The organism is Streptomyces sp. RK9, from assembly GCF_045070545.1.
Taxonomy (GTDB): domain Bacteria; phylum Actinomycetota; class Actinomycetes; order Streptomycetales; family Streptomycetaceae; genus Streptomyces; species Streptomyces alboflavus.
Genome location: NZ_CP173703.1, coordinates 4,408,216 through 4,428,509, shown reverse-complemented (window position 1 = coordinate 4,428,509; position 20,294 = coordinate 4,408,216). Strand labels below are relative to the sequence as shown.

Annotated in this window: 20 protein-coding genes; 7 read left to right on the top strand and 13 right to left on the bottom strand. The window is 73.4% G+C overall.

The features are described from left to right. Positions 1-15: 15 nt before the first annotated feature. The 4 genes from AB6L24_RS18045 to AB6L24_RS18030 all read right to left on the bottom strand — a co-directional run bounded on the left by AB6L24_RS18045 (position 16) and on the right by AB6L24_RS18030 (position 3,369). Positions 16-1,080 carry an endonuclease/exonuclease/phosphatase family protein gene (locus AB6L24_RS18045; RefSeq protein WP_405656389.1) on the bottom strand — a complete coding sequence of 355 codons (1,065 nt, stop codon included), beginning with the start codon at positions 1,078-1,080 and terminating at the stop codon, positions 16-18. Then, the gene (locus AB6L24_RS18040; protein WP_405656388.1) at positions 1,077-2,084 is read right to left on the bottom strand and encodes a D-alanyl-D-alanine carboxypeptidase family protein; all 1,008 of its coding nucleotides are present in this window, start codon (positions 2,082-2,084) and stop codon (positions 1,077-1,079) included. Before AB6L24_RS18040 ends, AB6L24_RS18045 begins: the two co-directional genes overlap by 4 nt. 184 nt (positions 2,085-2,268) lie before the next feature. Then, positions 2,269-2,598 (bottom strand): SCO4225 family membrane protein, encoded by a 330-nt coding sequence (locus AB6L24_RS18035; RefSeq protein WP_405656387.1) that lies wholly within the window; start codon positions 2,596-2,598, stop codon positions 2,269-2,271. 141 nt (positions 2,599-2,739) lie between these two features. Further along, entirely contained in the window at positions 2,740-3,369 is a 630-nt protein-coding gene (locus AB6L24_RS18030) for a hypothetical protein (RefSeq protein ID WP_405656385.1), read from the bottom strand. 230 nt (positions 3,370-3,599) lie between these two features. On the opposite strand from AB6L24_RS18030, the gene AB6L24_RS18025 reads away from it, so the two are divergent. The 4 genes from AB6L24_RS18025 to AB6L24_RS18010 all read left to right on the top strand — a co-directional run bounded on the left by AB6L24_RS18025 (position 3,600) and on the right by AB6L24_RS18010 (position 7,376). Continuing rightward, positions 3,600-4,625 carry a Leu/Phe/Val dehydrogenase gene (locus AB6L24_RS18025; RefSeq protein ID WP_405656384.1) on the top strand — a complete coding sequence of 342 codons (1,026 nt, stop codon included), beginning with the start codon at positions 3,600-3,602 and terminating at the stop codon, positions 4,623-4,625. A 117-nt stretch (positions 4,626-4,742) separates the two neighbouring features. Next, positions 4,743-5,300: a hypothetical protein gene (locus AB6L24_RS18020; protein WP_405656383.1), complete on the top strand. Its 558-nt coding sequence runs from the start codon at positions 4,743-4,745 to the stop codon at positions 5,298-5,300. A gap of 181 nt (positions 5,301-5,481) precedes the next feature. Next, on the top strand, positions 5,482-6,399 hold the full coding sequence (locus AB6L24_RS18015; protein ID WP_405656381.1) for a glutaminase: 918 nt from the start codon (positions 5,482-5,484) through the stop codon (positions 6,397-6,399). Between the two features lie 107 nt (positions 6,400-6,506). Further along, a complete protein-coding gene (locus AB6L24_RS18010; protein WP_405656380.1) occupies positions 6,507-7,376 on the top strand; it encodes a maleylpyruvate isomerase family mycothiol-dependent enzyme in 870 nt (289 codons plus the stop codon). On the opposite strand, the gene AB6L24_RS18005 is transcribed toward AB6L24_RS18010, so the two are convergent. The 6 genes from AB6L24_RS18005 to AB6L24_RS17980 form a co-directional block, all read right to left on the bottom strand. Continuing rightward, positions 7,366-8,700 carry an alpha-glucosidase/alpha-galactosidase gene (locus AB6L24_RS18005; protein WP_405656379.1) on the bottom strand — a complete coding sequence of 445 codons (1,335 nt, stop codon included), beginning with the start codon at positions 8,698-8,700 and terminating at the stop codon, positions 7,366-7,368. The genes AB6L24_RS18010 and AB6L24_RS18005 overlap by 11 nt on opposite strands. Positions 8,701-8,702: 2 nt before the next feature. Further along, a complete protein-coding gene (locus AB6L24_RS18000; RefSeq protein WP_405656378.1) occupies positions 8,703-9,671 on the bottom strand; it encodes a carbohydrate kinase family protein in 969 nt (322 codons plus the stop codon). 48 nt (positions 9,672-9,719) lie between these two features. After that, positions 9,720-10,607, bottom strand: coding sequence for a carbohydrate ABC transporter permease (locus tag AB6L24_RS17995; RefSeq protein WP_405656377.1), 888 nt, complete (start codon positions 10,605-10,607; stop codon positions 9,720-9,722). A 31-nt stretch (positions 10,608-10,638) separates the two neighbouring features. Then, entirely contained in the window at positions 10,639-11,592 is a 954-nt protein-coding gene (locus AB6L24_RS17990) for a carbohydrate ABC transporter permease (protein WP_405656376.1), read from the bottom strand. A 9-nt stretch (positions 11,593-11,601) separates the two neighbouring features. Then, complete coding sequence (locus AB6L24_RS17985; protein ID WP_405656375.1) at positions 11,602-12,933, bottom strand: ABC transporter substrate-binding protein; 1,332 nt, start codon at positions 12,931-12,933, stop codon at positions 11,602-11,604. A gap of 226 nt (positions 12,934-13,159) precedes the next feature. Then, entirely contained in the window at positions 13,160-13,984 is an 825-nt protein-coding gene (locus AB6L24_RS17980) for an endo alpha-1,4 polygalactosaminidase (RefSeq protein WP_405656374.1), read from the bottom strand. A gap of 271 nt (positions 13,985-14,255) precedes the next feature. On the opposite strand from AB6L24_RS17980, the gene AB6L24_RS17975 reads away from it, so the two are divergent. Together AB6L24_RS17975 and AB6L24_RS17970 are read left to right on the top strand one after the other, a co-directional pair. After that, positions 14,256-15,020 (top strand): DeoR/GlpR family DNA-binding transcription regulator, encoded by a 765-nt coding sequence (locus tag AB6L24_RS17975; RefSeq protein WP_405656373.1) that lies wholly within the window; start codon positions 14,256-14,258, stop codon positions 15,018-15,020. 357 nt (positions 15,021-15,377) lie between these two features. Continuing rightward, a complete protein-coding gene (locus AB6L24_RS17970) occupies positions 15,378-15,602 on the top strand; it encodes a hypothetical protein (protein ID WP_405656372.1) in 225 nt (74 codons plus the stop codon). A gap of 60 nt (positions 15,603-15,662) precedes the next feature. Here the strand turns inward: AB6L24_RS17970 and AB6L24_RS17965 are convergent, their stop codons facing one another. Next, positions 15,663-16,352 carry a nitroreductase gene (locus tag AB6L24_RS17965; RefSeq protein ID WP_405656370.1) on the bottom strand — a complete coding sequence of 230 codons (690 nt, stop codon included), beginning with the start codon at positions 16,350-16,352 and terminating at the stop codon, positions 15,663-15,665. A 100-nt stretch (positions 16,353-16,452) separates the two neighbouring features. Between AB6L24_RS17965 and AB6L24_RS17960 the strand changes: the two genes are divergently transcribed. Continuing rightward, a complete protein-coding gene (locus AB6L24_RS17960) occupies positions 16,453-17,106 on the top strand; it encodes a TetR family transcriptional regulator (protein WP_405656368.1) in 654 nt (217 codons plus the stop codon). A gap of 66 nt (positions 17,107-17,172) precedes the next feature. Here the strand turns inward: AB6L24_RS17960 and AB6L24_RS17955 are convergent, their stop codons facing one another. Next, positions 17,173-18,396 carry an abortive phage infection protein gene (locus tag AB6L24_RS17955; protein ID WP_405656367.1) on the bottom strand — a complete coding sequence of 408 codons (1,224 nt, stop codon included), beginning with the start codon at positions 18,394-18,396 and terminating at the stop codon, positions 17,173-17,175. 196 nt (positions 18,397-18,592) lie between these two features. Further along, a complete protein-coding gene (locus AB6L24_RS17950) occupies positions 18,593-20,161 on the bottom strand; it encodes an FAD-binding oxidoreductase (protein WP_405656366.1) in 1,569 nt (522 codons plus the stop codon). Between the last annotated feature and the right edge of the window lie 133 nt (positions 20,162-20,294).

Genomic DNA, 20,294 nt, shown 5'->3' with positions numbered 1-20,294 from the left:
CCGCTCCCGCCGTGGTCACAGCGTCAGGGCGGCCGCGACGGGCAGGTGGTCGCTGCCGGTGCGCGGCAGGGTCCAGGACGAGGCCGGGGTGACGCCCCTGACGAGGATCTGGTCGATCCGGGCGACCGGGAACGACGCGGGCCAGGTGAACCCGAAGCCGTCGCCCGCCTCCTGCTGCGCCGACCGCAGCTGTCCGGTCAGCGGGCGCAGGGCCGTGTCGTCGGTCGTGCCGTTGAGGTCCCCGACCACCACGACGCGGGGCAGCCGTTCGGCGCGGACGGCGGCGGCGAGCTTCTCGGCGGCCTCGTCGCGGGTGGCCGTGGCGAAGCCCGCGCCGGGGTGCACGCGCACGGACGCGAGGTGCGCGGTGTACAGGGCGAGCGGGCCCTTCGGGGTCTCGACGGTGGCCCGCAGCGCGCGCGTCCACGGCATGATCGGGATCGGCTCCACGTCCCGCAGCGGGTACTTGCTCCACAGTCCGACCGTGCCCTGCACGGCGTGGTGCGGGTAGCGGCCGTCCAGGACGCGTCCGTACTCCGGTGCCGTGCCCGGGGACAGTTCCTCCAGGGCGACCAGGTCCGCGCCGGAGGCGATCAGGGCGCGGGCGGTGCCGTCCGGGTCGGGGTTGCGGTCGTGGACGTTGTGGCTGACGACGGTGATGTCGCCGCCGCCCGCGCGCTTGTCCAGGACCATGCCGCCGAACAGGGAGCACCAGACGACGGCCGGAACCAGCACGGCGAGGGCGGCCGTCGCGGAGCGGCGCACGGCGGCGAGCACCAGGAGCAGGGGCACGCCGACGCCCAGCCAGGGCAGGAAGGTCTCCAGGAGGCTGCCGGGGTTGCCGAACCGGTGGGGTACCCAGGTGTGGCCGAGCATGACCAGAGCGAGGAGCCCGGCGGCCGCGGCGACGAGGCGGCCACGGCGCCAGGGGCCGCCGTCGGTGCGGCCCTCTCCCGGGTTCCCGGCGGGCGCCCCGGGGCCCCCGGTCGGCGCGGCCACCCCGGGGGTCCCCGCCGCCGCGGGCAGCGGCCCGTCCGTACCGGCCGTGCGCTCCGTGAGCCCGTCGTGCAAAGCCGTCATGACCCCACCTGCTCCTTGGCGCGCAGGGCGCCGGGAAGGTTCCGCTGTACGGCGTCGATCAGCGCGCCGCTCCTGTCGATCGCCGCCGCGAGGCCCTCGGTGGGCGTGGTGTGGGCGCGCTGCCCCAGGACGACTCCGAGGACGAGGTGCCGCTCGGCGCCGGACCTCGCCTCGGCGGCCCACATGAGGTTGCCGCCCGCGGGGGTGCTCGACCCGGTCTTCAGGCCGATGACGCCGGGCTTCGCCAGGAGCCGGTTGGTGTTGGTGACGGTGCCGGGCACGCCGGGCACCGTGGTGTCGCGCAGGGCGACCACCTCACGGAGCGCGGGCTGCTTCATGGCCTGCCGGGCGAGCTTCAGCTGGTCGTCGGCGGTGCTCTTGGTGCTGGACTCGAAGCCGCTCGCTCCGGTGTACGTGGTGCGGGTCATGCCGAGTTCGTCGGCGGCGCGGTTCATCTTCGCGACGAACGCCTTCTGGCTTCCGGCGTCCCAACGGGCGAGGAGCCGGGCGACGTTGTTGCCGGAGGGCAGCAGGAGCAGTTCCAGGAGTTCGCGCTGGGTGTGGCGGCGGCCCTCGCGCAGCTCCACGGTGGATTCGCTGAGCGAGTGCGACTCCTGTGCGGCGTCCGCGTCGACGGTGATCCGGGGCCCCTGCTCCCCCGCGTCGAGGGGGTGTTCCTTGAGGATCACGTACGCGGTCATCACCTTCGTGACGCTCGCGATCGGCACCGGCTCCTGCCCGCCCCTGCTGCCGAGGCTGCCGACACCCCGCACCTCGATGCTCGTCTGCCCCTCGTCGGGCCACGGCAGGCCCAGCGACCCGACGGAGCCGAGACCCCGGCCGTCCGCACCCCCGCCACCGCTCTCGCCGCCCGGCAGGACCATCCAGCCGCCCGCCCCCGCCACGACCAGCACCGCGGCGGCCGCGCACAGCGCCCTGCCCCGGTGCGGCCCCCGCCGCAGCGCCTCGCCCACCCCGGCAACCCGTACCCGACGCACCCTCACCGACGACCGCCTCTCCACGCCCGGAGCACGCGGGCTCTCCCGCGTGCTCCGCCAGCCTCGGAGAGCACCGCATCCGGCCGGTCAGGGCCGTGCATCCACCGGCGCGCGGTTGTGTGTCAGCCAGGTATCAGCGGGTGCCGGCGGGCAGGCCGGAGGGCGATCGGCTCTTGGTTCGGCAGTGCGCTCAGGCCGTCGGTCCGGCGCGTCGGCGGTCGCCGCGGAGGGCTTCCAGGGTCGCGCCGATGACGATCGCGTTCGCCAGCGCGCCGACGCCGACGGCCAGGACGAGCCCGCCGGGGCCGCCCGGCAGACCGGGCGTGAGGAACAGGACGAAGCTGACCGGCAGGGTGGCGAACAACGGCCACACTCCGGCCAGCGAGGCGTCGGGGGTGTCGCCGGAACTCACCGAGTGGGCCCAGGCGAGGAGGAGGACGCAGCCGGCGAGGTACCCGACGGCGACGACGTTGGTGAGCGCGCGGAACAGCGTGTGGAGGGGACGGCTGGAGTCGGTCACGGCACTGTGCTCCTCGCTGGCGGGCGTGTGCGGACTGCGGCCCCCGTTCCGGACAACCGTCCACGACACCGCGTCGGCGTCGGCTTCGACCTCGACGCCCTTGCCCCAGCGTGCTCCGCCCCGGCGCCGCCCGCCAGGGTGTCAGCGGGACACGATGTGGAGGATCGCCGTCCCGCCCTCGCCGGTCGCCGCCTGGATGACCACGGCGTCGGGCTGCGGGCTCGGCCGGGTGGCGTCGCCGAGCCCGCCGCAGGAGTTGCCGCTGCCGTTGGCGCGGAGGACCGTGATGCAGCCCTGGCCGGGGCCGGTCGCGCCGCCCTTGGCCCGGCCGCTGCCCGACTTCACCGTGTACGCGACCTTGTTCGGGCCGACCTCGGTCACGGACAGGGTCGCGGGACCCCGCGGGCCCTTGAAGCGGAAGGTCACCTTCTCGGACACCGCGATCTCGCAGTCACCGTCCGCGCAGGCGCCGACGGCACTCCCGTCGGCGGCCGACACCGACGGCGCGGCCGAGGGCTTCCCGGAGGAGGCCTGCGCGGAGGGGGACTTCGTGGTCCGCCCCTCGGATCCGGGCTTGTCGTCGGCGTCGTCCGTTCCGCCGCCGCAGGCGGTCACCGCCAGGGGTGCCAGCGCGGCGAGGACGAGGGTCGCCGCCCAGCGGGTCGCCCGTGGACTGGTCAGGCGGGTCGCCTGTGGGTCCGTCGACCGCGTGCCCCGTCGATGCGCGTGCCGCGCCCGCCGCCCGCGTGCCGGTGGTGTCGTCGCCGCCATGATGTGCCCCCGTGTCCCGGCGTACCTGGGTGCGGTGTGCCCCGGATTCGATGTTCGGCCGTCAGCCTTCCCACTTGTCACCGCCGTCACGCGCGGCCCGCGGCCATTGAGGCGGCGACGAGGACCGCGGGGTTCCCGATGGCCCGCCTGTCAGACGTCCCCACCCTGCCGGACGCCCCCGCCCTGTCAGCCGGCCCCGCCCTGTCAGTGGCCGCTGCCACGATGGCCGGATGACCTCCACGATCTTCGACCGGCTCCGGTCCGGCGGCTTCGAGCAGGCACTCTTCCATCAGGACGCCAGGACCGGGCTGCGGTCCCTCGTCGTCCTGCACGACACCACCCTCGGCCCCGCGCTCGGCGGCGTCCGCATGCACGCGTACGAGAGCGAGACCGCCGCCCTCGACGACGGCCTGCGCCTCGCCCGGGCCATGACCCTCAAGGCCGCGGTCGCGGGGCTCGATCTCGGCGGGGGCTGGAGCGTCGTCCTCGGCGACCCGGCGCGCGACAAGTCCGAGGCACTGCTGCGCGCCCACGGCCGCTTCGTCGCCACCCTCGGCGGACGCTTCATCCCCGTCAACGACGTCGGCACCACGCAGGCCGACCTGGAGGTCATCGGCACCGAGGCCTCGCCGGTCTGTGCCGACGGCGACCCCTCCCCCATGACGGCCCTCGGCGTCCTCGAAGGGATACGGGCCTGTCTGCGCGCCACCGGCGGCGACGGGAGCATGCGGGACGTCCGGGTGTGTGTGCAGGGCGCGGGGAACGTGGGCGCCGCCCTCGCCCGGCTCCTGGCGGCGGAGGGCGCGGAGCTGCTGGTGTCCGACGTCGACCCCCGCCGTGCGGACGCCGTCGCCCGGAGCGTCGGCGCGCGCGTCGTCGACCCCGCGACCGCGGCGGTCACCGCGTGCGACGTGCTCGCGCCCTGTGCCCTAGGGGGCGTCGTCGACGACCGTACGCTGCCTCGGCTGCGCTGCCGGATCATCGCCGGCGGCGCGAACAACGTGCTGGCCGCCCCGGAGCACGCCGCCGCCCTTGAGGCCCGCGGCATCCTCTACGCGCCCGACTTCTGCGTGAACGCGGGCGGCCTGATCTTCCTGGAGGAACGGCTCCGCCGCCACGACGACGCCCGGGCCGAGCAGCGGGTCCGTCAGGTCGGCGCGCGCGTGGCCACGGTCATCGAGCGCGCGCGGCGCTCCGGTGTGCCCCCGACGGAGGCCGCGCTCACCCTCGCCAGGGAGCGGCTCCGCCCTCGCTGACACGCCCCGCCGGCCGGCTTTTCCCCGTGTTTCGGACCCGGCCGAAACACCTGGAGCCGGTCGGACGGAGGCCGCGAACATGGTGGCCGGTTCAAGAGACGACTACGGGGAGATCTCATGACCAGGAACCGCACGGCCACCATCGGCGTCACCTCGCTGCTGCTCGCGGCGGGCGCACTCGGGGCGACCGGCCTGCCGGCCACCGCCGACTCCGGCACCGGGGAGGCCCGCATCACCACCGGGACGTCCGACGCACAGGAGGCCAGGGCGTTCTGCTCCGGTCCCGGCGCCGGGATCTACCGGGACAGCGGGCACCGCACGTACAAGGGGCGCTTCACCAGCATCGACACGGAGAGCCTCCGCGACAAGAAGGCCCGCGCCTACGCCGAGGACATCGCGAAGGGCGACAAGGTCCAGGTCCAGCGGAGCATCAAGCCGTTCAAGATGAAGAACCACGTGCAGCACCCCTCGACGAAGTACATCAAGGAGAAGAAGGGCGGCTACAAGAGCTGCAGCAAGAAGGCGAACTGGTTCGACGCGAACGTGCGCGACTGGATGGTCACGAAGACCGTGAAGCTCCAGATCGGCGGCAACAAGTCCTATGCCGTGCGCAGCTGCGTCTTCCCCGTCTCGGGAGGCAAGGGCTGCACGAAGTGGTTCGTCGACCACAAGTAGTCCCGGGTGCGCGCACCCGCTGACTTCCGCGCGACGCCCCGCCGCCCCCCCCCCCCCCCCCCCGCGGGGGGGGGGGGCGCCCCCCGCCGCGTCACCCCTGGCCCGGGCCGGCGGCGCCGCCCGGCTGCCTTAAGGTACTGCGGACACCCCCGTATACCGCGCGAAACCGGAGCAAGTGCCCGTGCCGTCGTCCCTCAAGACCGTCCTGGACCGCATCGCCACCGAGATCCAGGCCCTGCCGGGCCGTGGCCGCCCCGCCGACTACATCCCGGCGCTCGCCTCGGCCGACCCACGGCACTTCGGGATGGCCGTCGCCGAGCTGGACGGCACGGTGTACGGCGTCGGCGACTGGCAGCGGCCCTTCTCCGCCCAGTCCATCACCAAGGCCTTCACGCTGGCCCTCGACCTCTCGCTCGACGGCGAGCTGCTGTGGGAGCACGTCGGCCGGGAGCCGTCGGGCAACCCGTTCAACTCCCTGGTGCAGTTGGAGTACGAGAACGGCATCCCCCGCAATCCGTTCATCAACGCGGGCGCGCTCGTCGTCACCGACCGCCTGCACGCCCTCACCGGCGACGCGGCCGGGACGCTCCGCGCGTTCCTGCGCGCCGAGTCCGGCAACGACCGGCTCGACTTCGACGAGGCGGTGCTCGCCTCCGAGACCGCGCACGGCGACCGCAACGCGGCCCTCGCCCACTTCATGGCGTCGTACGGCAACATCACCAATCCCGTGCCCACGCTCCTCGACCAGTACTTCCGCCAGTGCTCCATCGAGGCGTCCTGCGCCGACCTCGCCCGCGCCGCCGGCTTCCTCGCCCGGCACGGCATACGGTCCGACGGCTCCACGCTCCTCACCCGCAGCCAGGCCAAGCAGGTCAACGCGGTCATGCTGACCTGCGGCACCTACGACGCCGCGGGCGACTTCGCCCACCGCGTGGGTCTGCCCGGCAAGAGCGGGGTCGGCGGCGGCATCATCGCGGTCGTCCCCGGCCGCTGCACCGTCTGCGTCTGGAGCCCCGGCCTCGACCAGCGCGGCAACTCCGTGGCGGGCGTGGCCGCACTGGACCGCTTCACCACGCTCACGGGTCTGTCCGTCTTCTGATCCGCCTCGTCCGCGCGCCGGGGAAGCCGGCCGACAGTTGACCGGCAGTCGGCCGGCAGGAGGAAATCCGGTGGTGAGCCGGGGGGCCGCGTTGGCAGGCTTGCTCCATGAACCCCCAGCTCAGTGATGTGCCCGCCCCTTCCTGGCTCGGCAGCCCCATCGACGCACGCCCCCTCTTCGCCCCCGAGCAGGACGCGCTCATGGCCACCCTGCGTGGCCTGGCGCCCGGCGACTGGGGCAAGGAGGCAGTGCCGGGGTGGGCCGTGCGGGATGTGGCCGCGCACCTGCTCGGGGACTTCTACGGACGGCTCGGGCGCGACCGGGACGGGCATGCCGAAGGGCCGGGGTTCCGGGCGGGTGAGACGTTGGAGGCGTTCATCCACCGCGTCAACCAGGAGTGGGTCGACGCCTGTCGGCGGATGAGTCCGGCGGCGCTCGTCGACACCCTGGGGCTGGTCGGCGGCCAGGTCGCCCGTTTCTTCGAGACGACCGACCCGGACGCCCCGGCGCTCGGGGTGTCGTGGGCCGGGATCGATCCGGCGCCGATGTGGCTGGACAGCGCCCGCGACCTCACGGAGTTCTGGACCCACCGGCAGCAGATCCGCCGCGCCACCGGCCAGGGAACCGACCTCGACCCGCGGCTCCTGTCCGTCGTCCTGGACACGTTCCTGCGGGCGCTGCCCCACACCCTGCGCGAGGTCGTCGCCCCCGTCGGCACCCAGGTCCAGGTGCGGGTGCACGGTCCGGCGGGCGGTACGTGGACGGCGACCGCCCTCGCGGCGGGCACCCCGTCGCGCTGGTCCCTGGCCGAGCCGGACACCGGACACCCGGCCGCGGTCCTTCATCTGGACGAGGAGACCGCCTGGCAGCTGTGCACGCGCGGCGTGCAGCCCGCCGCCGCCCTGGACCTGGCGCGGATCGACGGAGACCGCCGACTGGCCGTGGCGGCCTGCCAGATCGTGTCGATCATCCGCTGACCCGTCCGGCTCGGACGTCCGTCAGTCGCACCCGCAGCGACGGCTGCAGCCGGTCCGCGTGCGCGTGCGCCATCTCGTCGCAAAGCCGCCAGATCTGATTCACCGTCAGCGTCGCCGCGGTCGCCGGGTCGGTCATGGCCGCGTGCCGGATGTGCCGGGGCTCGTCGTCGAGGGCGGCGCGGACGACGAGGTCGTTCGTGCTGAGGTAGGTGCGGTTGAGGGCGGCGAGCTGTGGGGGCAGGGAGCCGGCGCGGGTCGGCTGGATGCCGGTGGCGTCGACGAGGCAGGGCACCTCGACCACGCCGTGGGCCGGGAGGTTGTCGATGAGGCCGTGGTTCGGGACGTTGCCGTAGACCGTGCGCGGGGTGCCGGTGACCACGCTGTGGATGATCTGCGGGGCGTACTCCATGGTGCCCTCGACGGTGAGCGGCGCGCCTGCGGCGAGGGCGTCGCGGGTGCGATGGTACGTGGCGACGTTCTCGTCGACGATGTCGAGGTAGGCACCGATCGGCAGCCGCAGCCGGTCGATCTCGCTGTCGTGGCGCAGGTACCAGGGCACGTACTCGGAGGAGTGCTCGCTGGTCTCGGTCGGGTAGTAGCCGAGCCGCCGGTACATGTCGACGCGTACGCGGCGCCGCAACTGCTCGTCCCCGGCGATGAGTTCGTCGAGGCGGGGGTAGAGATCGCGACCCTGGTGCTCGAAGCGGAGCACCCACGCCTGATGGTTGACGCCCGCCGCGCGGTAGGTGATCTCGGCGTACGGGACGTCGACGAGCTTGGCCAGGTCCTGCATGGTCCAGTACACGGAGTGGCACAGGCCGACGACCCGGGTGAGGCCGGTGGCCTGGGTGAGGTACTGGATGTTCATGGCCATGGGGTTGGTGTAGTTGAGCAGCCAGGCATCGGGGCAGAGCTCCGCGATGTCCGCGCCGAGCTCCTTCAGGAAGGGGAAGGTGCGCAGCGCGCGGAAGATGCCGCCGACGCCGAGGGTGTCGCCGATGGTCTGGCGCAGCCCGTACCGGGCGGGGATGTCGAAGTCGGTGCGGGTGGCCTCGCCCATGCCGATCTGGACGATGTTGATGACGAAGTCGGCGCCGGTCAGGGCCGTGCGCCGGTCGGCGTGGGCGGTGATGCGGGCGTCGGCCCCGCGGACGCGGGCGATGTAGCGGGCGGCGGCCTCGGCGGTGGCGAGGCGTTCGGGGTCGATGTCGTGCAGGGCGATGTGGGCGCTCTGAAGCTCGGGGAAGGCGAAGAGGTCGGCGAGCAGTCCCTGGGTGAACTCGACGCTGCCGGCGCCGACGAAGACGATTCTGGGGTGCGTCATGATCAGTGCGCTCCGGTGGGAGTGGTGTGGATGAGGGTCTCGTACCAGCTGGGCTGGGCCGCGGTGCCGCCGTGGGCCCTCGTGGACAGGGCTCCGCAGACGGCGGCGAACCGCAGTGCCTGGTGCGGTGGTTGGCGGTGGAGCGTGGCCGCGACGAACCCGGCGTCGAAGCTGTCTCCGGCGCCGACGGTGTCCTTGGGTGTCACGGCGAGGCCCGGCGCCGACATCAGCGTCCGGCCGTCGTGGCACAGGGCTCCGGCGGCGCCGTTCTTGACGACCACCAGCGGGACGCGGCCGGCGAGGAGCGCGGCCGCCCGCTCCGGGGTCACGACCGGGGGCCCGGCCGGGCTCAGGGCCCCGGCCAGGGACACGGCTTCCTGGGCGTTGGGCAGCAGGATGTCGGTCTCGGCGAGCACCGCGTCGAGGGCGGCCCCGCACCAGGTGCCGGACGGGTCGTCCTGGGTGTCCAGGGACGTGGTCGCGCCGTGCGAGCGCGCGGTGCGCAGCAGGTCCGGCAGGTCGTCGGCGAGCCGGGGCTGGAGGAAGTACGAGGCGGTGTGGACGTGTCGGGTGTCGGCGAGCAGGTCCGGCGGCACGTCGCTGCCGGAGGTGGTCGTGAGGGTGCCGGGCGAGGTCACGACGGCGCGGTCGTCGCCGCGGGTGAGGACGACGGTGATCGGGGTGGGGCGGGTGGGGTCGAGGGTGAGGGCGCGGGTGTCGACGCCGCGGGCGGTGAGGGTGTCGCGGACGTAGCGGCCCGCGTCGTCGTCGCCGACGCGCCCGGCGAAGGCCACTCGCAGGCCGAGGCGGGCCGCTCCGCAGGCCATGATCGCGGCGGAGCCGCCGAGGACGAGGGAGCCGGTCTCGGTGAGCTGTTCGCGCTGGCCGAAGGCGAGGGGCTCGGTGAGCGGGCCGAGGATCACGTCGGGGTTGGCGTCCCCGATGACGAGTAGGTCGTACGCGGGCGGCATCGCGGTCCTTCGGGTCGTGCGGCGGGTGGGTGGCGAGGCGAGATGGGGTCAGCCCTTGAGGCCGCTGGAGGTGATCGAGCGGATGAAGGCCTTCTGCGCGAAGAGGAACGCGAGCAGCACCGGCAGGACCGTGATCACGTTGCCCGCCATCACCGCGGACCAGCGCGTGTGGTGCTGGCCCTGGAAGGTGGTCAGGCCCAGTTGGAGCGTGTACTGGGTGTCGTGGTTGATGGCGATGAGCGGCCACGTCAGGTCGTTCCACGTGGTCAGGAACGTCAGGACCGCCACGGTGGCGAGCGCTGGCCGGGCCAGCGGCAGCACGATCGCGTACAGCACCCGCAGCCGGGAACAGCCGTCGATCCAGGCGGCCTCCTCCAGTTCCCTGGGCAGGGACAGGAAGAACTGCCGCAGCAGGAACACCGCGAACGGCGTGACCAGCGCGGGCACGATGAGCGCGCCGAGGGTGTCGATGAGCCCGAGCTTCTTCATCACCAGGAAGGTGGGGATCATCGTGAGCTGGAAGGGGACCACCATCGTCGCCAGCATCAGGACGAGCAGCACCCGCGACCCGGCGAAGCGCATCCGGGCGAAGGCGTACCCGCCGAGCGTGCCGAACACGAGGTTCGACGCGACCGCGACGGCGGACACGATCGCCGAGTTGAGGAGCCAGCGCGGGAACATGGCGTTGCCGAGGACGTAGCGGTAGCCGCCGAGGTCGACGCCGGCCGGCCACAGCGCGGGCGGGAAGCGGTTGATCTCCGCGTTGCTCATGAAGGAGCTGAGCAGCAGCCACAGCAGGGGTACGGCGAACAGCGCGGCCAGCGGCGCGAGCAGCAGGTGCCACGGGCTGAACGGGAGGCGCGGGCGTCGCCGGGCGGCGGGCAACGCGGCCGGGCGGGCGCCGACCTGGGTCCTGCCGGTCGTGGTGACGGTCATGAGGCGGCTGCTTTCCTGCGACGGGTCGCGGTCATGGGGCGGCCGCCTCGGTACGAGGGGTGCGCTCGCGTCCGCGGACGACGCGCAGCAGGGCCGCGACGACGAACAGGGCGAGCGCGAGGACGTACGCGGCCGCGGCCCCGTATCCGGCGGTGAACTCCTTGAAGGCCTGCTCCCAGATGAAGTAGACGATCACGGTGGTGGAGCCGAGCGGTCCGCCCTTGGTGGTCACATAGACCAGGTCGAAGACCTGCAGGGCCTGGATGGTCTGCCACAGCAGCAGGAAGACGCTCACCGGCGTGAGCGCGGGCAGCGTCACATGGCGCAGGAGTTGCAGCCGTCCCGCGCCGTCGAGGCGGGCGGCCTCGATGAGGGACTGCTGGACGTCCTGCAGGGCGGCCAGGTAGATGACGGTGCACAGGCCCGTGCCGCTCCACAGGGTGATGGCGACGAGGACGAGCAGGGCCTGGGAGGGGTCGGTGAGGAAGCCCTGCGGTGAGATGCCGACGCGGTGCAGGACGGAGTTGGCGGCGCCGAACTCCGGGTCGAGGATGAAGGAGAACAGCACGCCCTGTGCCGTGGCGGAGATGACGAACGGCACGAAGAACAGGGTCCGGTAGAGGCCGACGAAGCGGATCCGCCGGTTGAGGACGAGGGCGAGGGCGAGGCCGACGGCGATGCTCAGGGGCACGTACAGGACGGTGTAGACGACGGTGTTCTTCACCGCCTGGTGGAAGTTGGGGTCCTGGCGCAGGGCGCGGTAGTTGTCGAGTCCCACCCAGCGGCTGGGGGTGACGAGGTCGTTGGCCTGGAAGGAGAGGAGCAGCGACCAGACGACGGGCAGGACGCTCAGGCCGAGGATGACGAGCACGGCGGGTGAGACGAACGCCCAGGCGGTGGCGGCCTCTCGGCGGCGTCGGCGCCGCAGCGTCCGTGGTCCTGAGCGGTCCGGTGGCAGGGTCAGCGGGGTGGGAAGTCGGGGCATGTGGGGTCCTCAACGCGGGATGAGCAGGGCGGCGTTGGACTCGTCGGCGCAGCGGCGCACGGCGTCGGCGGGGCTCGACCGGCCGAGCAGCACGGAGACGATGGCCTGGCCGAGGGCGCGGGAGACCCGGGGGTAGGCCGGGTGCACGGGGCGGACGCGGGCGGAGGAGACGGCTTCGGTGAACACCGAGAGGCCGGGGGTACGGGTGGCGTGCTCGCGCCAGGCGGGGCGGTCCTCGCTGCGGCGGCTCAGCGGGAGGCTGCCCGCCTCGACGTCCCAGCGGCTGTCCTGGGCGGGCTGGGTCAGCCAGGTCACGAAGGTCCGTGCGGCCTCGGTGCGGGCCTCGCCGTTGTCGAAGAGCGTCCAGGTGTCGGGGCCCGAGATGGTCATGGGGCGGCGGCTGAAGCTGGGCAGCGGGACGACGTGGTAGTCCATCTCGGCCTGCCGGATGTCGGGCAGTTGCCAGGGCGCGGTGACCACCATGCCCATGCGTCCGGAGAGGAAGACCTGGTACATCTGCTCGCTGCCCGGCTTGGGGTCGAGGTAGACGCTCTTGTCGCGCGCCAGGTCCTGGACGACCTCCAGGGCGCGGACGCCCGCCTTCGCGAAGCCGATGCTCCGGCCGTCGTCGGCGATCACGTCGCCGCCCAGGTCCCACACCAGCGGCCACAGCCGCCACACGGTGTCCTCGTCGCCGGTGCCGGGCCAGCCGGTGCCGAAGCGGCCCTTGCCCGCGTCGGTGAGGCGGCGCGCGGTGTCGGTGAACTCCCGCCAGGTCCAGCCCGCTTCGGGCAGGTCGAGCCCGGCGTCGGCGAACAGCTTCTTGTTGCAGACCACGGCCAGGCAGTCCAGGAGCGCGGGCAGCGCCCGCACCCGGCCGTTGACGGTGACGGCGTCCCGGGCGGGCGCCCAGTAGTTCTTCCACGGCGACGGGCCCCGGCGCACGTGCGCGGTGAGGTCGACGACCTGCGGGCTGCGGGCGACGCTCGCGAGGTCGGAGCCGAAGACGTAGGCGATGTCGGGGTAGGAGCCCGCGGCGAGCGCGGCGGTGACCTTCTGCAGCATGGCGTCGGCGAGGACCCCGCCGCCCAGGTCGACGCGGATGTCCGGGTGGCCGCGCTCGAACTCGGCGGCCAGGCTCTTGATGACCTTGGCGGCGAGATCGGTCTGGCCGTGCCACATCTGGATGGTGACGCGGCCGTCGGCGCCGACCCCGTCACCGGCGCCCGGGGCGCAGCCTGCCAGCACGCCACCGGCCGCCGCCACGACGGCCCCGGCGCCGCCGGCGCGCAGCACACCGCGCCGTGACGGCGGACCCGGCGCTCGGGGTTCTGCGGTCATCTCTGCCTCCAGGAGGGTCGGGCGCCCCTCACCCTGCCCACGCCGCCGCGGGCAGGGCGGTGTGGCGGGAACACATGAGGGGATGCGGGGATCACGAGTCGATACGGGGTGGAGACGGGGCCGGCGGGCCGTGACCGCCGTGTTCCGGACGGCCGGAACACGGCGGCCCCGTCGACAGGTCGAGGGGGGTTCCCGCCCGTCGACGGATCAAGGGGGACGGGACCCGCTAGCAGGTCTGGCGCAGGTACTCCGCGCTTCCCGCGGGTGAGACGCCGACGTCGCGGCGGACGATGCTCAGCCGGTCGCCCAAGGCCGAGCAGGCCGTGCGCAGGCCCTTCGCGGAGTACTCGACGACGAGGACGTGAGCGCCGAACGCGTCGGTGTAGACGCCGCATTCGTCCCACTCGCCGCACTCCTCGGCGACGGCGAAGTCGAGGCCGGTCTCCGCGCGGGACGCGGCCAGGTCCGGCGTGTTCTTCTGCGCGACGGCGAGGCCCTCGCGGTGCGCGTGGGCGGAGAGCAGCTTGACGAAGGCCTTGGCGTGGCTCGCCTTCAACAGGTCGGGGAAGCGGGTGTACGTGTCGTAGTTGTCCGGCTCGACGGCCTGGAAGCCCTTGTCCGCGCAGCCGTCGATCCACCCGTTGACCTTCGCCGCGATCCGCTGCCGCTTGTTCGCGGTGCGGATGTCGAGGACGGCCTCGCCCCACTCGCCGTCGTACACGACGTCGCCGTTGGCGTCCCGCAGGAGCAGGTCCTTGTCCCACTCCTTCTCGGCGCCGGGCTGGGCCTGGAAGGCGTTGACGTAGCAGAGGTTGTACAGGCCGAGGGCGGGGGCGGCGGCGCGGTCACGGCTGACGACCCGGACGCCTGCGGGCGGGGTGTAGGCGCCGCCGATCTGGTAGTCGAAGCCGGCGTGGGGCGGGGGCAGGGCGACCCCGTTCGCGGGGGTGGAGGCGGTCGCGGGGGCGGGGGCGAGCAGGCAGGCCGCCGCGGTGGCGGCGAGGGCGGCGGTCGCGGTCGTACACCTGCGCAGAACACGATTGAGGCTCATCGGTGAGCTCCAGCTGTGGGAGGGCACGTCCCCGCCTCGGACCCGCGGTGGTCCTGGCGACTCAGTCCGGGCTCATGGCCGAGGGCCAACTACCGGCTAGGCGTACCTCTGCGCCGAGGGCTCGTCATCGGCGTTGCCAGGGAGTAAAGCGAGCGGGTTCGGCCATGTCAAGGGATCGGTTTTGACCGAACTCGTGCGTGAACGCGCAGAGCCGCGCTCACCTGGTGCTCGATCGATGAGCGAACGCGCCGTCCGGAGCTATGCTCGCCGCGTGCTGAGAAGCGACCGCCATGTGCGGATACTCGACCACGTCGCCGCGCAGGGCAGCGCCGACGTGACGCAGTTGTCCCGGTTGCTCGGGGTCTCACCGGCCACCGTGCGCCGCGACCTGCGCCACCTGAGCGACCAGCGGCTGCTCGAGCGCACGCACGGCGGGGCGCTGCCCGGCGGTCTGAGCATCGAACTGCCGCTCCAGCACCGGGCGGACCAGCGCTCCCCGCAGAAACAGGCCATCGCCCGGGCCGCCGCCGACCTCGTGCCCGAGGGCGCCGTGGTCGGCCTGACCGGCGGCAGCACGACGACGGAGGTGGCCCGGATCCTCGCCGACCGAGGTCCCGTCACCCTCGTCACCAACGCCGTCAACATCGCCGCCGCCCTCGTCCTGCGCCCCACCGTCGACCTGATCGTGATCGGCGGCACGGCCCGCAGCGAGAGCTACGAACTGGTCGGCCCCATCGCCGAGAAGACCCTCGCCGACCACCACACCGACATCGCCTTCCTCGGCGTCGACGGCATCAGCGCGGCCCACGGATGCACCACCCACGACCAGTTGGAGGCGGCCACCGACCGCGCCTTCGCCCGGCACAGCTCCCGCACCGTCGTGGTCGCCGACCACTCCAAGATCGGCAGAACGACGTTCGCCAAGATCTGCCCGGCGGCCGACGTGCACTGCCTGATCACCGACGCCGCCGCACCCCCGGAACACCTCGACGCGATCGCGTCCACGGGCGTCGCGGTCACGGTCGTGCGGGGCTGACCCACCGGCTCGGGCCGGGCGCATGGCGGCGGGGATCGTCGCGGCGCTCATCGGCGTGGCGGGGATGATCATCGCCGCGTTCATCACGGTGAGCGGCGGCAAGGGCGACGACGGCTCTGGGGACTCCGGGCGTGACAAGCCCGCCCCGGGCACCGTCGTCCAGGCCAACGAGCACGGCGACAACATCCTCTGCGTCGGCGAGGTCAAGATCTGCGTGGGCCGGACGGACAAGGCGACGCCCAAGTCGTCCTCGTCGTCACCGTCGTCCCCGTCGCCGGAGAAGTCACCGCCACGGACGTCATCGGCACCCGACGGCCCGTCCGCGGGCGGGAGCCGCCGACGCCGGTCTCCGCCGGGGTGTCCGTCGACACCTCGCAGGCGCCGGGCGACGTCGAGTACGTCTTCTTCGACACCGACGGGTGGCGGCTCGGCACCCAGACCGCCGCCGGCTGCGCCTCGATGTGCCCGTACCTGACGCAGAACCAGGTGACCGCGCCCCAGTACCAGCAGGTCCTGGTGACGGACGCGGGGCGCAGCGCGGGGTGGCCGCCGGGGCAGCGGTACGTCTACACGCCCGGGTGAGCCGTCGCCGGACACGACCGTCCGTGGTGCAGGTGCCGTCCCATCCGTAGTGGCGACGGCCTACTGGTGGAAGGTCGTGACCGTGTCGAGGGCGACCCTCGGGGTCGTGACGCGGTTCACCGGCGCCGCCTCGTCGGCGTAGCCGAAGGAGACGCCGACGAGCAACTTCCCTCCCCTGACGCCGAGTTCGGCGCGGATCGTGTCGGCGTAGAAGCTCAGCAGCCCCTGCGGGCAGCTCGCCACGCCGTACGCGGTCATCGCCAGGAGCAGGGTCTGCAGGTACGCGCCGACGTCCGCGGCCAGGCGCGGTCCGCCGTCGCCGGTGACGAACAGGAACGCGGCGTGCGGGGCGTCGTAGAAGCCGAGGCTCCGGGCGTCGTAGGCCGCGCGGGCCGCGTGGTCGTCGGGGCCGATGCCCAGCGCTCCGTACAGCTCGGCGCCGAACTCCGCCCGGCGTTCCTGGTGCACCGTCGTGTAGATGTCCTCGGAGTACGGGACGTCGATCGAGGTGCGCCCCGCGGCGTGGGCCGCCCGCAGGGCGTCCGCAAGGCGCAGGCGTGCCGCGCCGCTCGCCACCTCCACCTGCCACGGCTGCGCGTTGGAGTTGGACGGCGCGGCGCCGGCCAGCGAGAAGATCGCGCGGATCGTGTCCTCCGGCACGGCGTCCGGACGGAAGGCGCGGGTCGCGCGCCGTCCGCGGATCAGCTTCTCCGCGCTGCCGCTCAGCTCGGTGGGGACCAACGCGCTCATGTCTCGCTCCTCCGCGACGACCGATGTAAACGGGATCGTTTACTTGGTCGACCCTAGCAAGCGACTCCCCTGTAAGTAAACGCAGACGTATACTTCGCGGATGGGTACGACGACGGCGGCATCGACGGCTACGGCACCTCAGGGGCGGGGGCGCGGCGGACGGGAGCGGATCCTGGCCGCCGCCGCCCGGCTCTTCGCGCTCCAGGGGATCAACGCGACCGGCATGGAGCAGGTCGCGGAGGAGGCACCGGTCTCCAAGCGCACGCTCTACGCGCACTTCCGGACCAAGGGCGATCTGGTGATCGCCCACCTCCAGGACCTCGCGTCGTCGGGGGCCACCCTGGAGAGCGCGCTGACCCGCGAGGACGTCCCGCCGATGGAGCGGATCCTCGGGCTGTTCGACCCGCCCCCGGGGGACGTGGCCTCGGCGGACACGACTTCGGCGAACGCCGCCCCCGCGGACGCGGCCCCGGTCCGCGGGTGCCCCTTCATCGACGCCGCGGCGGAGTTCCCCGACCCGCAGCACGCGGTCCACTCCTACGCCCGCGAGCAGAAGCTGCGGATGGTGGACCTCGTCACCGCGCTGGTGGCGGAGCTGGGCGTCCGCGAACCCGCCGCGCTCGCCGAGCAGTTGGTCACCCTCGCGGACGGGGCGGCGAGCCGCGCGATGGTCCTGGGCGAGGCGGACTACGGGCGGCACGCGCGCGCGGCGGCGGAGATCCTGCTCGCCCACGCGGCGGCGGACACGTCCTGACCCGGCGCGACACCGCCCGGCGCGCACCGGCCGTCCGACGCGGCCCGCCCCGCCCCCCCCGCTCGGCTACGCCCCGCCGCCCGCGCGCATGCGGTCCCTGCGCTCGGCGTGGGCGAAGTGCCGCGCCACGGCGTGGAACGACTCCTTCGGCTCCCAGTGCCAGCGCGCCGTCGGGTGGTCCTCCGTCTTCCAGATGGCCTTGGTCAGGCTGTAGCTGGCGATGTCGAGGTCGTGGCGGCGGGCGCGCCGGTGCGGGGCGTCGGAGGTGACGAACTGGTAGACCATGGCGGCGTGCAGGTCCAGCTGCTCGAACACGTTCAGGACCTGCCCGAGGTACTGGGCCTGGGTGTGCTCGCTGCGCCGCACGCCCTTGCGGATCTCCGGCTCGGGCTTGCTGTAGTCGACGACGTCCCAGCCCATGCCGCCCGCCTCGGGCGCGCCTTCGAAGGTGCAGGTGCCGGACTCCGTGATGGCGACGGGCTTGCCCCACTTCCGGTACGGGGTCAGCTCCTTGGCGTAGCCCCGCGGGTCGGCGAAGTACGAGTAGTAGTTGACGCTGACGAGGTCGAAGAGGTCCCAGTCGACCCGGTCGCCGTGCGCGGAGCCGTAGGTCAGCGGGCCGTGGAACACGCGGCGGCCGGTCTTCGCGGCCAGGCCGATGAACCGCTTGAGCTTGCGCTGCGCCGCCGCCGGGTCCCAGTTGCCCTTCAGCATGTTCTCGATCCGCTCGACCGCGTTCGCCCCCGGGACGATGCCCGGCACGAACAGGATGAACTCGCACCCCACGCTCAGGTACACCCGCGCGCCCTGGCGGCGCAGCAGTTCGGCCTGCCTGCCGGTCTCGGCCAGGTGGTCGAGGATCTCGCGCTCGGGGACGTCGGCCATGCGCGGCTGGAACCACACATGCATCCCGCGCTCGACCGCTTCCCTGGCGGTGGCCGTCAGGCGCTCGACGCCGGTGCCGAAGGCGACCACCGAGTTCGCGTGCAGGTCATTCCGGATGGCACGCATGTCGGACCGCATCCGGGCGCGGTTCCAGCCCGTGTGCCGGGTCTCGCCGTCCTCGCACTCGTACATGACGCCGCGGTGGACCAGGCCGCGGCCGGTCGTCGTGCGCGCGTCGGCCGGGGTGGCTCCCGGGCGGGCATCTGCCCGCGGGGCCGTCTCGGGAGCCGGGTGCGTACCCGCCCGCGGGCTCGTCGCGGCGCCCGCCTGCCCGGTCAGCGCCGTGCCCACGAGGGCCCCCGCGCCGACCGCCGCCGCCCCCGTCAGGAACGTCCCTCTCGTCATCGTTTCCCTGCGCATCGAGCACTCCCACGGTCGCCGACAGGTCGTGTCCCGGCGCGTCTGCGCGACATCTCCGGGACGCCTCAAGCCTCGGCGCCGGGCGAGGTCCCGCTCATCAGCCATCGGTCCTCGGCGCCGTATCCAAAGTCGAAACCATCCGATCGGCGGCCCGACTTCCGGCCCGCCACGCGCCCTCCGCTCACGCCGCCCGGACCGACAGCGCGTGGTGGAAGACGTCGCGCGGGTCCCACCGCGCCTTCACCGCGCCGAGGCGGGCGTGGTTGGCCTTGTGGTAGAGGGTCTGCCAGGGCGTGCCCGAGGTGTTCCAGCGCGGGTCGGCGAGGTCGGTGTCGGGGTAGTTGATGAAGGCGCCGTCGGCGTGCTCGCCGGGGACGGGGACGCCGCCGGTGTCGGCGAAGAGGTCCCGGTAGCAGGCGCGGACCCAGGCCAGGTACGCGGACGCCCACTGCGGGTCGGCCCAGGAGGCGAGGCAGGACAGCTTCAGCGCGGAGTCGCGGTGGGGCATGGCCGTCGCAGTGGGGGACGGCGTGTTGACGGCGCCGCCGTACGTGTTGAGCACGACGCTGCCCCCGACCACGTCGGTGTCGGCGCGGGTGAGGTGACGGTGCAGCACGGCCACCTGCCGGTCGGTGAGACGGCGGCGCAGGAACGCCGACTTGATCTTGATGTGCCAGTCCCCCACGGCCTCGCCCGAGCCGCGCAGCGCGGCGGTGAGCCAAGGGAGCCGCTGGACGTTCAGCTTGGCGGGCCGGCGGGTGCCCGCGCTCACCGCGTCGAGGAAGCCGTCCAGGAGCCGGCGGTCCGCGCCGGGCTCGGCGGTGACCTGGCCGAGCATCAGGTGCGACCCGGCCGCCCTGCGGGTCAGGGCGAACTCGGCGTACAGCGCGGCCTGCGGGTCGTCTGCGCCCCGGTGGCGCTCGGCCCACTCGCCGTGGTTGCGGACCAGGCGGGCGAAGTGCTCCTCGTCCATGCCGTCCCAGCTCCAGTCCGCCGTGAAGGTCAGGGCGGTCCGGGTGGGGGCGGGCAGCATGGACGCGGGTTCGGTGTCGCGGGTGGCGTCCGGCGCACGGAACCACATGCGGGTGATGACGCCGAAGTTCCCGCCCCCGCCACCGGCGTGGGCCCACCACAGCTCACGGTTCGGGTCGTCCCGCTCCCGGCTCGCGACCACCGCGCGGGCCTCGCCGCGGCGGTCCACGACGACGACCTCCACGGCGTACAGGTAGTCGCTGACGAGGCCGAAGAGGCGGCACAGCGGCCCGTACCCGCCGCCCGGGACGTGCCCGCCCACGCCCACCTCGGGGTGGTATCCGGCGGGCAGCGTCACGCCCCAGCCGAGGTACAGCTTGCGGTACACCTCCCCGAGCGTCGCACCGGCCTCCACGACGAAGGCACGGCGCGCGGCGTCGAACGACACCTCCCGCATCGGCGACATGTCGATGACGGCCTTGACCTGGGGGTGGTCGACGAAGTCCTCGAAGCAGTGCCCGCCACTGCGCACGGCGAGCCGCGCGCCCGCCCGCACCGACTCCCGTACGGCGCGCACCACTTGGGCCGTCGATCCGACCAGGTACACCTGCTCGGGCCGGCCGCGGAAGCGGTTGCTGGCGCCCCGGGTGGTGAGGTGGGCGTAGCGCGGGTCCGCGGGGGTGACGCGCACCGGGCCGTTCGGCAGCCAGTCCCCTGCGCCCGTGACCGTCGCGGCCTCCAGAACGGTGCGTCCGGCGTGCTCGTCCTTGGTAGCCATCGCTGCCCCTTCGGTAGTCGGCCATGCCCGCGCGCCGCGCGCCCATGCCCTGCGTCCGTGCCGCGATTCCCTGTCGTGCGGCGGTACTTACGAAGGTAGGCAGGAGCGACGGCGGTGGCAGGCGCGCTACCAA